Source organism: Actinosynnema sp. NPDC050436, assembly GCF_040655415.1.
In the GTDB taxonomy this organism is placed as follows: domain Bacteria; phylum Actinomycetota; class Actinomycetes; order Mycobacteriales; family Pseudonocardiaceae; genus Actinosynnema.
The window spans coordinates 36,381-51,099 of the sequence record NZ_JBFAJV010000019.1; the positions used below are offsets into that span (position 1 = coordinate 36,381).

Below are 14,719 nucleotides of genomic sequence, written 5' to 3' on the forward strand. Positions count from 1 at the left end.
GTTCGTGACCGGTCCTGACCAGCGCCGGTCCGCGTGCCCGGCGGACCACGCGCGACCCGCCGGGCGCGGGCGTCCCGGGGCGCGGCGCCCCGGGTGGGCGAGCCGTACCCCTCCGCACCGGCTCGATCACCCGGGACGCGGTCGGCGTCCGGGCACGGACTGGTCTGGGCGCTAGGAGTCGTCGCCCTGGTCGAGGAACCGCCGGATCGCGGGCTCGTCCGGGATCTCGGTCTCGTTGTCGATGAGACGTTCGGCGATGGGCAGCGGTTCCTCGGCCCACCTCGGGTGGAAGTCCCCGCCGGGCAGCAGGCCGTGGCGGCGGGCGAACTCCTCGGCGGCCTCCCGGATGGACTCGCGCAGCGTGCCGACGACGACCGTCTCGGCCGTGTAGGTCAGCTCCACCAGCAGCGCCCGGATCCGGTCGAGCTGGTCGTCCTGCTCGGACTGGTCCGCGAGCTGCGGCCACAGCCGGCGCTCGAAGATCTCGACGAAGTCGGCGGCGATGCCGTCCGTGGCGGTGCGCAGGTTCGAGAACTTGGCCAGCACGTCGTCGGCGGGCACGGTCAGCACCGCGAGCCGGTTGCCGGCTTCGAGCGCCCAGCGCCGGGTGTGCGGCCAGCCGCGCCGCCAGCGCACCAACCCGAGCTGGATGGCCCGCCGCAGCACCTTGGGGCGGACGTCGCCCATGGGCACCAGCCGCCTGATGTCCCGCACCCGGACGCGGACCCAGTCGTCGGGCCCCTCGGTGTCCCCGACGCCGAGCACGGCGGCGACGGTCGCGCCCTCCTCGCGGGCCTTGACCAGCTCGGCGATCGCGGGCAGCGAGAACCCCCGGGCCTGGAGCCGCTGCACGAGGGTGAGCCGCTCGATGTGGGTCTCGTCGTAGAACGCCTGCCGCCCCTGCCGCTTGGGCGGGTGCAGCACGCCCTTGGTCTGGTACATGCGGATCGTGCTGCCCGGCACGCCCACCCGGACGGCGAGTTCATCGACCGTCAACTGCTCCACGACCCCCATCCTCGTGCGCGGCAGATGGTGGAGTCAAGACTATTCGAGTTATTGCTCGAATAGTCAGAGGTGAAGCAGCATCCTCGAGTTGCCCAGCGTGTTCGGCTTCACGTAGGACAGGTCGAGGAATTCGGCGACCCCCTCGTCGGCCGACCGCATGATCTCCTCGTAGACCTCGGGCGAGACCGGCGTCCCGTCGATCTCCACGAACCCGTGCCGGCCGAAGAAGGACGTCTCGAACGTCAGCACGAAGACCCGGGACAGTTGGAGTTCTCGCGCGGTCGCCACCAGCCGCTGCACCAGCCGGTGCCCGATCCCGCGCCCGAGCGCCTGCGGCGACACGGCGACCGTGCGGATCTCGGCGAGGTCCTCCCACAACACGTGCAGCGCACCGCACCCCAGCACCACGCCGCCCTCCTCGGCCACCCAGAACTCCTGGATGTCCTCGAACAACGTGACCAGCGGCTTGGCCAGCAGCACCTGCCCCGCGTAGTGGTCGATGAGGGCCTTCATGGCCCGCACATCACCGGTCCGGGCCCGCCGGACGTTGATCGGGTCGTTCACCGGCCGAACTTTATCGCACCTGTGCTCCGGCGAAAGGTGACGCGGCTATCGGTAATAGCGCGTGACAGGTTTCCCGGAGCATGGTCCGCGCTTTACCCCGACGCCTGGTGCCCGGCACGGCGCATCGCTGTGACCTGCGACATCATCGGCCGTCGATGCGGTGGTCCCGACCGGCAGGCACGGCAGCGCGTTTTCGGCCATCGGCGGAAACGGTCGCCTCGGCGAACGCGGCCGGAGCGGTGGGGTGACCCGGTAAACGCCGCCCCCGGCCGGTCGGGAATTGTCGGTGCCGCCCGATTCCGGGCGCGGGCGCCGCGACCGCGCGGGCCGGCACCCCCCGCTGATGTCGGGGCACGCCCCGCACGCCGGTTACGCTGAGCACCGTGTCTTCCCCCACCACGTCCAAGCGCGTCTCCATGCTGACCCTCGGGTGCGCCCGCAACGAGGTCGACTCCGAGGAGCTGGCCGGCCGGCTCACCGCGAGCGGCTGGGAGCTGGTGGACGGCGACGCCGACGTGATCGTGGTCAACACGTGCGGCTTCGTCGAGTCCGCCAAGAAGGACTCCGTCGACACGCTGCTCGCCGCCTCCGACTCCGGGGCCAAGGTGGTCGCGGTCGGCTGCATGGCCGAGCGGTACGGCGCCGAGCTGGCCGACAGCCTCCCCGAGGCCGACGCGGTGCTCGGGTTCGACCACTACGAGAAGCTCGGCGACCGGCTGGACGACGTGCTCGCGGGTCAGGCCGTCGAGTCGCACAAGCCGGTCGACCGCCGCACCCTGCTGCCGCTCACGCCCGTGCAGCGCCCGCAGGCCGTCGCCGACGTGCAGGTGCCCGGTCACGGGTGGGGGCCGCGCGTGCTGCGCACCCGCCTGGAGGACACCCCGGTCGCGCCGTTGAAGATCGCTTCCGGCTGCGACCGCCGCTGCTCGTTCTGCGCGATCCCGAGCTTCCGGGGCGCGTTCGTCTCCCGCCACCCCGACGAGATCGTGGCCGAGGCGGTGTGGCTGGCCGAGCAGGGCGTCCGGGAGGTGTTCCTGGTCAGCGAGAACTCCACCTCCTACGCCAAGGACCTGCCGCGCGAGCTGGGCGGCCTGGAGAACCTGCTGGAACGGCTGTCCAAGGTGGTCGACCGGGTCCGCGTCTCCTACCTCCAGCCCGCCGAGACCAAGCCGAGCCTGGTCCGGGCGATCGCCACCACGCCGAACGTCGCCCGGTACTTCGACATGTCCTTCCAGCACTCCAGCGAGCCCGTGCTGCGCCGGATGCGCCGGTTCGGGTCGACCGAGTCGTTCCTGGGGCTGGTCGAGCAGATCCGCGCCCTCGCGCCGGACGCCGGCATCCGCAGCAACGTCATCGTCGGCTTCCCCGGCGAGACCGAGGAGGACGTGGCGGAGCTGGAGCGGTTCCTCACCGAGGCCCGCCTCGACGCGGTCGGCGTGTTCGGCTACTCCGACGAGGACGGCACCGAGGCCGAGGGCCTGGGCGGCAAGCTCGACGCCGACACCGTCGCCGCCCGCGTGACCCGGCTGTCCAACCTGGTCGAGGAGCTGACCTCGCAGCGCGCGGAGGACCGCGTCGGCGAGGAGGTGGTCGTGCTGGTCGAGTCCGAGGAGGACGACGACACCGACTGCGTCGGCCGCGCCGGCCACCAGGCCCCCGAGGTCGACGGCGAGTGCGTCATCACCAACGCCGAGGGGCTGTCCGTCGGCGACCTGGTGCGCTGCCGGGTCGACGCCGCCGAGGGCGTGGACCTGGTCGTCACCGCGATCGAGGTGCTCCGGAGGTGACCGAACCGCCGCGCGTGCCGGTGCTGAACATCGCCAACGTGCTGACGATGTCCCGGCTGGTGCTCGTGCCGGTGTTCCTCTACCTGCTGCTCGCCGAGGACGGCCGCGACCAGTGGTGGCGGCTGGCGGCGTTCGCGGTGTTCGCCGTCGCGTCGGTCACCGACCACGTGGACGGCAACCTGGCCCGCAAGCACGGCCTGATCACCGACTTCGGCAAGATCGCCGACCCGATCGCGGACAAGGCGCTCACCGGGGCGGCGCTGGTCGGGCTGAGCGTGCTGGGCGAGCTGCCGTGGTGGATCACGCTGGTGATCGCGGTGCGCGAGCTGGGCGTCACCGCCCTGCGGTTCTGGGTGATCCGGCACGGCGTGATCCCGGCCAGCCGGGGCGGCAAGGCCAAGACCCTGGTCCAGGTGTTCGCCATCGGCCTGTACCTGCTGCCGCTGCCGACCGGCCTGCACGTCGTGGCCTGGGTGTGCATGTACCTGGCGGTCGTGCTGACCGTCGTCACCGGCGTCGACTACGTGATCCGGGCGTTCAAGCTGCGGGCGCGCGGCAAGCGCGCGGTGGCCGGGACGTGACGGCCGGCGTGACGGCGGCCGAGGTCGTCGCCCGGCTGCGGGCGCGCGGCGAGACGGTCGCCACCGCCGAGTCGCTCACGGCCGGGCTCGTCGCGGTCGAGATCACCACCGTGCCGGGTGCCAGCGCGGTGCTGCGCGGCGGGCTGGTCGTCTACGCGACGGAGCTGAAGACGTCGCTCGCGGGCGTGGAAGCCGCCCTGCTGGCCGCGCACGGAGCAGTGCACCCCGAGGTGGCCCGGCAGCTCGCCGAGGGCGCACGGGCGCGCTGCGGGGCCACCTGGGGCCTCGGTCTGACCGGGGTGGCCGGCCCGGACCCGCAGGACGGCGTCGCACCCGGCACCGTCCACATCGGTTTGTCCGGTCCGTCCGGTTCGATCGTCCGGACGATCACTGTCGGTGGCGATCGGAGCGCGGTCCGGCACGCGGCGGCGGCGTCCGCCCTCGACCTGCTCCTGGATCGGCTCAAGATCCCGATCGGGTGACGTGAACAGGGCAATCCCGGTCACGCCGCGCCGCCCGCCCGGGAACTTACCGGCGAGTTCGCTCGTTCGCCCTGGGCGGACGTGTCCGGAAGTCACTGCCCGTCGACGGGACGGGTCGGTAACGTGGTGGCACGGCCGGCCGGAAGGAGGCGCGCGATGACCGTGCTGCTACGCGAGGCGATCGGTGATCGGCTCCGCCATGCCCGCACCACCCAACGCCGCACGCTGCGCGAGGTCTCCAGGACCGCCCGCGTCAGCCTGGGGTACCTGTCCGAGGTGGAGCGTGGCCGCAAGGAGGCGTCCAGCGAGCTGCTGGCCGCCATCTGCGAGGCGTTGGACCTGCCCCTGTTCGAACTACTCCACCTGGTCGCCTCGGACATCGGCGCGGTCCAGCAGCCGGTGCCCAGCCCGGCCGAGCTCGCCGAGCGCACCCAGCCCGCGCCGAGCCTCGAAGGGGGCACGCTCGTGCCCGCCGTCATCGGCAACGACCTGTCCGACCTGCGGCTCCAGCCGATGCTCACGCACCGGCTGGCCACCTCGATCGGCAAACCGCGCGGCGCCGTGGTGGCGGCATAGCCCGAGCGGCAGACGTCCGAAGCCGAGCCGGTCCGTCCGGCTCGGCTTCCTGGCATGAGCCCACCCCGCTGCGAGCTGCACCACACTGCAACGAGTTGGCAACCGCGCGCGGGGTCGCCGCGTCCACCCGGTCGACGGGCGGGCAGGATGACCGTGCCGACCGAAGTTTCAGGGGTGACTCAGGGTGAACCCGGAGATCTCCCGTGGTCGGTGGAAGCGGCACGGGACAACTGACACGATGGAACCAACACCGGCACCGGGTCGTTGCCAATCACGAGCGCGAGCCAGGGATAGTGCGGAGAAGGCAGGCGTAGGAGATGGCCAACCCTTTCGTGAAGGCGTGGAAGTACTTCATGGCGGCTTTTTCGTCCAAGATCGACGAGCACGCCGACCCGAAGGTGCAGATCCAGCAGGCCATCGAGGAGGCGCAGCGGCAGCACCAGGCGCTGTCGCAGCAGGCCGCCGCGGTGATCGGCAACCAGCGGCAGCTGGAGATGAAGCTCAACCGGCAGCTCGGTGAGGTCGAGAAGCTCCAGGCGTCCGCACGCCAGGCGCTCGTGCTCGCCGACGAGGCGCGGGCCAAGGGCGACGAGGCGCGCGCCCAGGAGTTCGAGAACGCGGCCACGTCGTTCGCCACCCAGCTCGTGACCGCCGAGCAGAGCATCGAGGACCTCAAGACCCTGCACGACCAGTCGCTCCAGGCGGCCACCCAGGCCAAGCAGGCCGTCGAGCGCAACGCGATGGTCCTGCAGCAGAAGCTCGCCGAGCGCACGAAGCTGCTCAGCCAACTGGAGCAGGCCAAGATGCAGGAGCAGGTCTCCGCGTCGCTGCGCCAGATGTCCGAGCTGGCCGCGCCGGCCAACACGCCGTCCCTGGAAGAGGTCCGCGACAAGATCGAGAAGCGGTACACCACCGCCCTCGGCTCGGCGGAGCTGGCCCAGAACTCGGTGCAGGGCCGGATGCTGGAGGTCCAGCAGTCGACCACCCAGATGGCCGGCTCGTCGCGCCTGGAGCAGATCCGCGCGTCCATGCGCGGCGGCAACGTCGCCGGCGAGGTCGCGGGTGCCAAGCCCGGCAGCGCGGCGGCGAGCATCCAGCAGGAGATCCAGCAGCGCGTCCAGCAGCAGGCGGCGAGCACGCCGCAGCAGACCCAGCAGCTCCCGCAGCAGAACCCGCCCGCGAGCCAGGGCTGAGGGGCAGGTCCGCGATGGATGGACCGAGCACGGACCCCCGTCGCCGGGTGGCGGGGGAGATCGCCCAACTCGTCGGCGGTGCGGTCCAGGCCCGGCTCCAAGGTCAGGTCGCGGACCAGGTCAAACGGCGGATCTCCGCCTGGAACGACCCGCGTGCCAAGCTCGACCGGCGGTACCGCCGGTCGAGCCGGGTGCTCACCTTCTGGCTGATCGTCCTGGCCATCCTCGCGGTGGTCGGCACCCTGGCCCTGGTCGGCGTGTTGGCGACCGCGCCGGGGGTGGTGGCGGCGATCGGCCTGGCCGGCACGGGGGTGCTGGCCGTGCGCACGAAGTCCAAGATGCGCGCGATCGACACGGCCCGCCAACACCTGGCCGAGGCCCCGGTCCGCACCCCGCTGCCCGCGCGCAGCTCGGCGGCCAGGCAGCCGATGGAGCGCCTGGAGGAGGCCGAGGACACCCTCCGGGAGCTGCTCCGGCAGCTCGACTCGGCGGCGTTGACGTCGATCCCGGCGGACTCGGTGGCCCAGGCCAGGGCGACGGGAGCCGAGGCGGCCGGCGCGATCCGGGCGGTGTCGCACCAGTTGCAGGCGGTCGAGCGGGCCCGGGACACCGCGCCGCCGCTCGACCGGGGGCCGCTGGTGGACGGAGTCCACCGCCTGCGGGCCCAGCTCGACGAGGGCGTGGACGGCTACTGCGGCCTGGTGGCCGCAGCGGGCCGGACGCTGGCGGAGAGCACGGCGAGCAACCCGCGCCAACTGCTCGGCGAGGCGACGGACCACCTGGCGGGGCTGGCCTCCGCCCTGCGCGAGCTGTCGCGCTGGACCCGGCCGGAAGCTCCCTGACCGACCGCCCCGGCGACGTTCCACCATCGTGTCCCAGCAGCGCTGTCGCACCCGTAGTGCGACAGCGCGTAGTCGCCGCTGAGGCAAATCCGCTGCTCGACGAGCAGGCCGGTCGGCTGCCGCGTTGAGGCCATCCGCACGAACGCGTCTTACTTCACGTTGCGTAGCCGTGCTGCGCCGATGCGCTCGTTGGTCTGGTATTCCTTGCTGCAATCGTGTGATTATCAGACCGTTATCTGGCCGCGCCCACTACATGGCGTGGCAGGATCCCTGAGTCGGGCAGCGCCGTCCGGCTGGGTCGCCGGGAGGGCATTGAGTGGCGTTGTGGACCGTGCACGGTGATGGCCGCACCACCGACGGTGACGCGGTCAGCCCGCAGGAACGACTCAGCTGGCCACTCACCATCGGCTTCGGCGCGCAGCACCTCATCGCGATGGCCGGCGCGGCGATCCTCGTCCCCGCCTCCACCGGCCTGCCCGTCGGCACCACCCTGCTGTTCTCCGGCGTCGGCACGCTGCTGTTCCTGGTCATCACGCGCAACCGCGTCCCCAGCTACCTCGGGGCGTCCTTCGCGTTCATCGCCCCGCTCGGAGCCGCCCGCAGCGAGGGCATCGCCGCGCAGCTCGGCGGCGTCGTCGCGGCGGGCCTGCTGGTCATCATCATCGGCGTCGCGGTCAAGGCGCTCGGGGTCCGGCTGCTCGAATCGGTGATGCCGCCGGTGGTCACCGGCGCGGTCGTCATCCTGATAGGGCTGAACCTCTCGCACCGCGCGACGACCTCGTTCTCCGAGCAGCCCCTGCCCGCCGTCGTCACGATGGGCATCATCCTGCTGTGCGGGGTGCTCGGCCGGAAGCTGTTCTTCCGCTTCTCCGTGCTGCTCGGCGTGGTCGTGGGCTGGGTCCTCGGCTTCGTCCTCGGCCTGGTGGACACCGCGCCGGTCGCCGACGCGGCCTGGTTCGGCCTCCCGCTGCTGCACGCGCCGGAGTTGCGCCCGTCGGTCACCATCCTGGTCCTGCCGGTGGTGATCGTCCTGGTCGCGGAGAACGTCGGCCACGTCAAGGCCGTCGCCGGCCTCACCGGGCGCAACCTGGACGGCAGCGTCGGCGACTCGATCATCGCCAACGGCCTGTCCACCACCCTCGCGGGCTTCGGCGGCGCACCCGGCACCACCACCTACTCCGAGAACATCGGCGTGATGGGCGTGACGAAGGTGTACTCCACCGCCGCGTACGCGGTGACCGGGGTGATGGCGATCCTGCTCGCGTTCTCGCCGAAGGCCACCGCCGCGCTGGGCACCATCCCGCCGGGCGTGGTCGGCGGCGCGACGCTGGTCCTGCTCGGCCTGATCACGCTGGTCGGCGTGCGCATCTGGATGGACAACCGGGTCGACCTCGCCAACCCCGGCAACGCGCTGGTGGGCGGCGCAGCGCTGGTCGCGGGCGTCGGTGACCTGACGTTGACGCTCGGGCCGATGGAACTCGGCGGCCTGGTCTGGGGCTCGCTGCTGGTGGTCATCCTGCACCCGGTCATGCGCTGGCTCCGCGCCGCCCGCCGCCCGTGACCGCGTGAGAGGACCTAAGCGAGTGAGCGGGCGATCCGGTGCACCAGCCCCGGCCCCTCGTAGATGAAGCCCGTGTAGAGCTGGAGGAGGCTCGCGCCGGCGTCCACCATGCGCTTCGCGTCGTCCACGGACGCGATGCCGCCGACGCCGATGATCGGCAGCTTCCCGTCGGTCTCCCGGCTGACGAACCGCACGACCTCGCGGGCACGGGCGGCCAGCGGTCGACCGCTCAGCCCGCCGGCCTCGGCCGCGAGCGCCTGGTCGGCCGGGGCCAGCCCGTCCCTCGACAGGGTGGTGTTGGTGGCGATCAGCCCGGCCACCTGGTGCTCCGCGCACACCTCCAGCAGCTCCCCGATCGCCTCGTCGGTCAGGTCGGGCGCGATCTTCACCAGCAGCGGGGTGCGCGGGGACGCCCCGGCCAGCTCGGCGGACGTCTCGTTCAGCGCCGCCAGCAGCTCGGCGAGCGCCTTGCGGTCCTGGAGGCTGCGCAGGCCCGGCGTGTTCGGCGAGCTGATGTTCACCGCGAAGTAGTCGCCGTGCCGGTACAGGGCACGCAAAGACGCCTGGTAGTCCTCCACGGCCTCCTCGACCGGCGTGACCTTCGACTTGCCCAGGCTGATCCCGAGCGGCACGGCCAGCGGCCCCAGCCGGTCGAGGCGGTTCGCCAGGTGCAGCGCGCCCTCGTTGTTGAAACCCATCCGGTTGATGATCGCCTCGCTGTCGCGCAGGCGGAACAGCCTCGGCCGGGGGTTGCCCGGCTGCGCGTGCCGGGTGACCGTGCCGACCTCCACGAACCCGAACCCCAACGCGGCCCACGACGGCAGCGCGCGCCCGTTCTTGTCCAGTCCCGCAGCGAGCCCCACCGGGTTGGGGAACCGCACGCCGAACACCGTGCGCCCACCGACGGCCTTACGCCGCACGAGCCGCGCCGCCGGGCTCAACGCCGTCATGGCGCGCAAGGTGGTCTCGTGGATGCGCTCCGCGTCCCCGCCGTGCATCCGGAACAACGTCTTGCGCACCACGCTCTTGTAGACCACGGCGGCAACCCTAAGCGATCGGCCCTGGCTGGCAGCGCGGACACCAGTACGAACTGCGCTCCTGGACCCCCGGGCCCTGCATCCCCACCCGGATGCGCGTCCCGCACCGCCGGCACGGCCGCCCCGCGCGCTCGTACACCCAGGACTCCTGCCCGCGCCCCATGAGCCCCGTGGTGTTCCGCACCGGCTTCATGGCGTTGGCCAGCAACAACCGCCGCGACAACGCCACCGCGCGCTTGCTGTCCACATCGGACACCGGCGTCCACGGCGACACGCCGAGCAGGAAGCACACCTCGGACTTGTACACGTTGCCCACGCCCGCCATCACCCGCTGGTCGAGCAGCGCGAGACCAACCTCACGCCTCGGGTCGGCGGTGAGCCGCGCCACGGCCTCCGCCTCGTCCTCCGCCGTCCACGGCCCCAGCAGGTCCGGCCCCAGGTGCCCGACGAGCCGGGACTCCTCGCCGGTCGGCACCAGCTCCAGGTCGTGCAGAGCGAACCCCACGGCCACCCGGTCGGGCACCTCCAGCACGACCCTGACCTGGTGGCCGGGCCGACGCCACCGGTCACCCGGCCGGTAGAGGTGCCACGAACCGTCCATCCGGAGGTGGCTGCGCAGCGTCAGGTCTCCGGAGAACCGGGTCAGGATGTGCTTGCCGGCAGTGGCGACCTCCAGCACGTCCCGCCCGGCCAGGTCGGCGGTGGCCAGCCTGGGGTGCCGGAAGTCCGTGCGCAGCAGCGTGCGCCCGGCCAGCGCCTCGTCCAGTCGCCGGCCGGTCAGGAAGACCGTGTCACCCTCGGGCACCGCTGTCGAAAGCCACCTTCAGTCCGAAACCGACCAGCACGGACGCCGTGAGGCGCTCCGTCCACCGCTTGACGCGCGGCGTGGTCAGCGCCACCGCCGCACGGCCCGCGAGCCACACGACGACGATCTGCCACACCTGCCCGATGCCCACGTGGATGCCCACCAGCAGCGCCGCCCACACCGTCGAATCGCCGGACGTCGGCAGGAACTGGGGCAGCAGGCTCAGGTAGAAGACGCCGATCTTGGGGTTGAGCAGGTTCGTGGTGAACCCCACCCGCAACGCCTGCGCCGGCGTGATCCGGGGCGCTGCGACGGGCTGTTCCGCGCGTGCGCCGCGCCACGACTTCCACAACGCCGAGCCGCCCAGCCAGAGCAGGTAGGCAGCGCCCGCGTACCGCACGACGTCATAGGCGACGCGGGAGGCGACCAACAGCGCCGTCAGCCCCGCGATGCTCGCGGCACCCCACACGACGCACCCGAGCGTTGTGCCGAACCCGCCCACCAGGCCGGCCTTACGGCCACCGCCGAGCACCATGCGCAACAACATCATGGTGTCCAGGCCGGGCGTGATGGTCAGGAGCAGCGCGGCGACCGTGAACGCCAGCAGCGCCGTGGTGCTCACGCCTCCACTGCTTCCTGGATCTCCTCGTCGTCGAAGTCCTCGTGCACCGGACGCCGCCTGCTGCGGCTGATCCGCAGTATCCGCGCCAACAGCAGGTTGAACGCCAACGCCACCTCGCGCGCGCCGGGCGTGCCCCACTCGTGGATCGGCATACAAGCGCCCTGCGCCTGCTGCACCGCCAAGCGGTCCGGCAGCGCGACAGGCATCACCAACGGCCCGAAGATGTCCCGCAGCTCGTCGATGCGGAACTGGTGCTCGTGCGAGCGGGGCCGCACACGGTTCACCACGACCCCGAGCGGTTGCAGGTCCGCGTTGTGCTCACGCTCGGACTGCACCGCCTCGAACGCCCGTTGCACGCCCGCGACCGCGAACATGGTCGGTTCGGTCACCAGCAGCGCGCGGTCCGCCGCCACCAGCGCCGACCTGGTCAACTGCCCCAGCGACGGCGGGCAGTCCAGCAGGACGAGCTGGTAGGGCTCGGGGGTGTCGGCGGTGTCGTGGTCGGCCGCGAGCACGCGCAGGGCCTCGCGCAGCCGGCCGAGGCGGGACTCGCCCGGGTCGGGGTGGTTGAGCAGCTCGGCATCCTCGGACCCGGCCAGCACGTCCACGCCCTCGCCCCAGGCACTGGGGGCGATCGCCGCCCGCACGGTGTCGCCGGTGGGGCTCTGGAGCACGTCGTAGATGCTCGCCTCGGTGTCGCCGGGTTCCAGCGTGGAGGTGGCGTTGCACTGCGGATCGAGGTCGATGACCAGCGTCCGGACCCCGCGCCGCAACGCCGCCGACGCGAGACCCAACGCGACCGTCGTCTTCCCTACGCCACCCTTAAGGCTGAGCACCGCCACCGTATGCACGGGGTGCAGCCTACGGTCTCTAGGCTCTAGTGCCATGCGACCGGACGCCGTACACAGGGTGCTCGACACCGAGCTGGCCGCCGCGCGGGAGCGCCGGGGCGGAGAACCGCCCAGGGTGCTCGACGTGGGCGGCGGCAGCGGTGTGTGGGCCGTCCCACTCGCTGTGGCCGGCTGCGTGGTGACCGTGGTCGAGCCCAGCCCCAACGCGCTGGCCACGCTGCACCGGCGGGCGACGGAGGCCGGTGTGGCCGAGCGCATCACGGCCGTGCAGGGCGACACCGACGCGCTGGACGCCGACTCGTCGGCCGACCTGGTGCTCGGCCACGGGCTGCTGGAGGTCGTGGACGACGCGGCCGTGGCGCTGAACGCGCTGGCCAAGGCCGTCGCACCCGGTGGCGCGGTGTCCGTGCTGGTCGCCAACCGGTTCGCGGCCGTGCTGCACCGGGCGATCGCGGGCCGGCTGGTGGACGCGCGCCGGCTGCTGGACGACGAGGCGGGCCAGCTCGTCGGCTCCCGCGAGCCGCTGCTGCGCCGCTTCGACGTGGCCGGGCTGGAGGCGCTGGTGCTGGGCGCGGGCCTGGACCTGGAGCTGCTCCAGGGCCACGGCGTGGTGTCCGACCTGGTCCCGGGTTCGGTGCTGGAGGCCAACCCCGGTGCGGCCGAGGCGCTGGCGGAGCTGGAACTGGCCGCCTCGACCCGGTCGCCGCTGCGCGACGTCGCGGCGCGGCTGCACGTGTTGGCCCGTCGCGCCGGGTGACTTTGCGGTAGAAACGGGGTCGGCAAGCCGCTGCCGACCGACCAGGAGCCCCGTATGGGAGATCCGCACTTATCAGAGGCCGTCCCGTCGACCGGGGGCCGCCGGTGACCGGTGAACCGGACGATCCGGAGCCCGCCAAACCCGGGCCGCCGGACGAGGAGGTGCGCCGGGCCGTGGGTGGCGACCGGATCGCCATCGCCTGGCTGCTGGCCTCGATCCGCCCGCTGGTCGTGCGCTACTGCCGTGCACGGGTCGGCAGCCAGGAGCGGTCGTACACCTCGGCGGACGACGTGGCGCAGGAGGTCTGCTTGGCGGTCCTCACCGCGCTGCCGTCGTACAAGGACCACGGGCGGCCGTTCTTGGCGTTCGTGTACGGCATCGCGGCGCACAAGGTCGCCGACGCGCACCGCTTGTCGCTGCGCAACCGCGCCGAACCGGTACCCGAGGTGCCCGACGCGCCGTCCGACGACGACGGTCCGGAGCAGAGCGCGCTGCGCGCCGAACTGTCCCGCCACGTCGCCGGGCTGCTGAAGATCCTGCCCGACAAGCAGCAGGAGATCCTGTTGCTGCGCGTGGTGGTGGGGCTGACCGCCGAGCAGACGGCCGTGGTGGTGGGTTCGTCACCCGGTGCGGTGCGGGTCGCGCAGCACCGGGCGCTGTCCCGGTTGCGGAGGGAGGTCGGGACGTCCCGCCAGGTGTTGAGCGGCTAGTGCCGCCAGCGCGTGGCGTGCGCGACCTCCTCCGGCGTGGCGTCGGCGAAGCGGGCGATCTCGCCGCGCCGCACGTCCGCGATGGTGGCCGCGAACTCGACGCCGAACGCCTCCGTCAGCACCTCGTCCTCCTCGAACGCCCGCACGGCGTCCTCCAGCGACGTGGGCAGCCGCTGCACGCCTTCCACGTGCGCGGGGTCCACGGTCATCGGGTCCGGCAGCCGCTCCCCGTCCACGATCCCCGCCAGGCCGGCCGCGAGGGTCGCCGCGACCGCCAGGTACGGGTTCGCGGACAGGTCGAAGCACTTGACCTCCAGGTCGCGGCCCTCCACGAGGCGCAGCGCGGCTTCCCGGTTCTCCACGCCCCACACCGCGAACGCGCCTGCCCAGTGCGAGGGCACCAGCCGCAGGTAGCTCGCCACGGACGGGCAGCCGATCGCGCACAGGCCGGGCAGGTGCCGCAGGACGCCCGCCGCGAACGCCTCCGCGTCCGGGTGCACGCCTCCGCCGAACAGGTTCTTCCCGTCCTTCCACAGGCTGACGTGCAGGTGACCGCCGTTGCCGACACCGCCGGCCACGACCTTCGGCGAGAACGACGCGCGCAGCCCGTGCCGGATCGTGATCGCCCGGACGGTCTCGCGGACCAGGACCGCGGTGTCGGCCGCGTGCACGGGGTCCTCCGGCGCGGTGGACACCTCGAACTGGCCCGGCGCGTACTCCGGGTGGAACTGGAGGACGTCCACGCCCTGCTCGGTCAGCGCGGCGATCAGGTCGGCGCAGTAGTCCGACAGCTCCACCTGGCGGGCGTGGCCGTACGCGGCGGCGGTGGTCGCCGGGCGGAAGTCGTCCGTGCCGCCCTGGCCGACCGCCCACTCCACCTCGAACCCGGCGCGCACCTCGTAGCCGTTGACCGCCAGCCGGTCGGCCATGGTGCGGGCGAGGCCGCGCTCGTCCTGCGGGTGCGGCTCGCCGTGCTGGTCGAAGCGGTCCGCCGGTGCCCACGCCCAGCCGGGCTGACCGGCCAGGACGGTGATCCGGGCGAGATCGGGGTGCAGGCGGAGGTCGCCGACCGGGCCGCCCGCGTGGCGCCCGGCGACGATCGTGTCGTCGAGGAGGAAGGCGTCGAACACCGGCGACGCGCCGACGCCGTGCGCGGCGGCGCGGGGCAGCTTGTCGAGCGGGACCGACTTCACCCGGGCGATGCCGCTGTGGTCGACCCAGGTGATGGCGACCGCGACGACGTCCCGATCGGCGAGGCCGTCGAGCAGCGCGGTCGCCTGTGCCTGGCGGTGGTCCCGTTCTGCGGTGTCCATGAGGTGCGTGGTTACACCAGGTCACTACTCTTC

16 protein-coding genes are annotated in these 14,719 nt (G+C 72.5%); 9 read left to right on the plus strand and 7 right to left on the minus strand.

Features of this window, described 5'->3' with window-relative positions; translation table 11 throughout:
- Positions 1-171: 171 nt before the first annotated feature.
- Both AB0I60_RS32775 and AB0I60_RS32780 read right to left on the minus strand, forming a co-directional pair.
- Positions 172-1,014 (minus strand): MerR family transcriptional regulator, encoded by an 843-nt coding sequence (locus AB0I60_RS32775; RefSeq protein ID WP_360736811.1) that lies wholly within the window; start codon positions 1,012-1,014, stop codon positions 172-174.
- A 54-nt stretch (positions 1,015-1,068) separates the two neighbouring features.
- Positions 1,069-1,569 (minus strand): amino-acid N-acetyltransferase, encoded by a 501-nt coding sequence (locus AB0I60_RS32780; RefSeq protein ID WP_360736814.1) that lies wholly within the window; start codon positions 1,567-1,569, stop codon positions 1,069-1,071.
- Between the two features lie 416 nt (positions 1,570-1,985).
- Here AB0I60_RS32780 and rimO point away from each other — a divergent pair, with 416 nt between their 5' ends.
- From rimO to AB0I60_RS32815, 7 genes are all read left to right on the plus strand, one after another.
- Entirely contained in the window at positions 1,986-3,356 is a 1,371-nt protein-coding gene (gene rimO, locus AB0I60_RS32785; protein WP_360737029.1) for a 30S ribosomal protein S12 methylthiotransferase RimO, read from the plus strand.
- Positions 3,353-3,937 (plus strand): CDP-diacylglycerol--glycerol-3-phosphate 3-phosphatidyltransferase, encoded by a 585-nt coding sequence (gene pgsA / locus AB0I60_RS32790; RefSeq protein ID WP_360736816.1) that lies wholly within the window; start codon positions 3,353-3,355, stop codon positions 3,935-3,937. The genes rimO and pgsA overlap by 4 nt, the downstream gene beginning before the upstream one ends.
- On the plus strand, positions 3,934-4,419 hold the full coding sequence (locus tag AB0I60_RS32795) for a CinA family protein (protein WP_360736818.1): 486 nt from the start codon (positions 3,934-3,936) through the stop codon (positions 4,417-4,419). The genes pgsA and AB0I60_RS32795 overlap by 4 nt, the downstream gene beginning before the upstream one ends.
- Positions 4,420-4,575: 156 nt before the next feature.
- Positions 4,576-4,995, plus strand: coding sequence for a helix-turn-helix transcriptional regulator (locus AB0I60_RS32800; RefSeq protein ID WP_360736820.1), 420 nt, complete (start codon positions 4,576-4,578; stop codon positions 4,993-4,995).
- A 317-nt stretch (positions 4,996-5,312) separates the two neighbouring features.
- Positions 5,313-6,188 (plus strand): PspA/IM30 family protein, encoded by an 876-nt coding sequence (locus AB0I60_RS32805; protein WP_360736823.1) that lies wholly within the window; start codon positions 5,313-5,315, stop codon positions 6,186-6,188.
- A 47-nt stretch (positions 6,189-6,235) separates the two neighbouring features.
- Positions 6,236-7,030, plus strand: coding sequence for a hypothetical protein (locus AB0I60_RS32810; protein ID WP_360736825.1), 795 nt, complete (start codon positions 6,236-6,238; stop codon positions 7,028-7,030).
- A 316-nt stretch (positions 7,031-7,346) separates the two neighbouring features.
- Positions 7,347-8,591 (plus strand): solute carrier family 23 protein, encoded by a 1,245-nt coding sequence (locus AB0I60_RS32815; RefSeq protein WP_360736828.1) that lies wholly within the window; start codon positions 7,347-7,349, stop codon positions 8,589-8,591.
- A gap of 14 nt (positions 8,592-8,605) precedes the next feature.
- Here the strand turns inward: AB0I60_RS32815 and AB0I60_RS32820 are convergent, their stop codons facing one another.
- Genes AB0I60_RS32820 through AB0I60_RS32835 form a run of 4 tightly spaced genes read right to left on the minus strand, consistent with a single transcriptional unit; the run spans position 8,606 to position 11,906 of the window.
- On the minus strand, positions 8,606-9,628 hold the full coding sequence (locus AB0I60_RS32820) for a quinone-dependent dihydroorotate dehydrogenase (protein WP_360736830.1): 1,023 nt from the start codon (positions 9,626-9,628) through the stop codon (positions 8,606-8,608).
- 10 nt (positions 9,629-9,638) lie between these two features.
- Entirely contained in the window at positions 9,639-10,433 is a 795-nt protein-coding gene (locus AB0I60_RS32825; protein WP_360736832.1) for a DNA-formamidopyrimidine glycosylase family protein, read from the minus strand.
- A complete protein-coding gene (locus AB0I60_RS32830) occupies positions 10,420-11,055 on the minus strand; it encodes a LysE family translocator (RefSeq protein ID WP_360736835.1) in 636 nt (211 codons plus the stop codon). The genes AB0I60_RS32825 and AB0I60_RS32830 overlap by 14 nt, the downstream gene beginning before the upstream one ends.
- The gene (locus AB0I60_RS32835) at positions 11,052-11,906 is read right to left on the minus strand and encodes a ParA family protein (protein ID WP_360736837.1); all 855 of its coding nucleotides are present in this window, start codon (positions 11,904-11,906) and stop codon (positions 11,052-11,054) included. Before AB0I60_RS32835 ends, AB0I60_RS32830 begins: the two co-directional genes overlap by 4 nt.
- Positions 11,907-11,940: 34 nt before the next feature.
- Between AB0I60_RS32835 and AB0I60_RS32840 the strand changes: the two genes are divergently transcribed.
- Positions 11,941-12,663: a methyltransferase domain-containing protein gene (locus AB0I60_RS32840; protein WP_360736840.1), complete on the plus strand. Its 723-nt coding sequence runs from the start codon at positions 11,941-11,943 to the stop codon at positions 12,661-12,663.
- Between the two features lie 161 nt (positions 12,664-12,824).
- Positions 12,825-13,373, plus strand: coding sequence for a sigma-70 family RNA polymerase sigma factor (locus AB0I60_RS32845; protein ID WP_360737031.1), 549 nt, complete (start codon positions 12,825-12,827; stop codon positions 13,371-13,373).
- Here the strand turns inward: AB0I60_RS32845 and AB0I60_RS32850 are convergent.
- Positions 13,370-14,686 carry a glutamine synthetase family protein gene (locus AB0I60_RS32850; RefSeq protein WP_360736842.1) on the minus strand — a complete coding sequence of 439 codons (1,317 nt, stop codon included), beginning with the start codon at positions 14,684-14,686 and terminating at the stop codon, positions 13,370-13,372. The two genes, AB0I60_RS32845 and AB0I60_RS32850, sit on opposite strands and share 4 nt — an antisense overlap.
- Between the last annotated feature and the right edge of the window lie 33 nt (positions 14,687-14,719).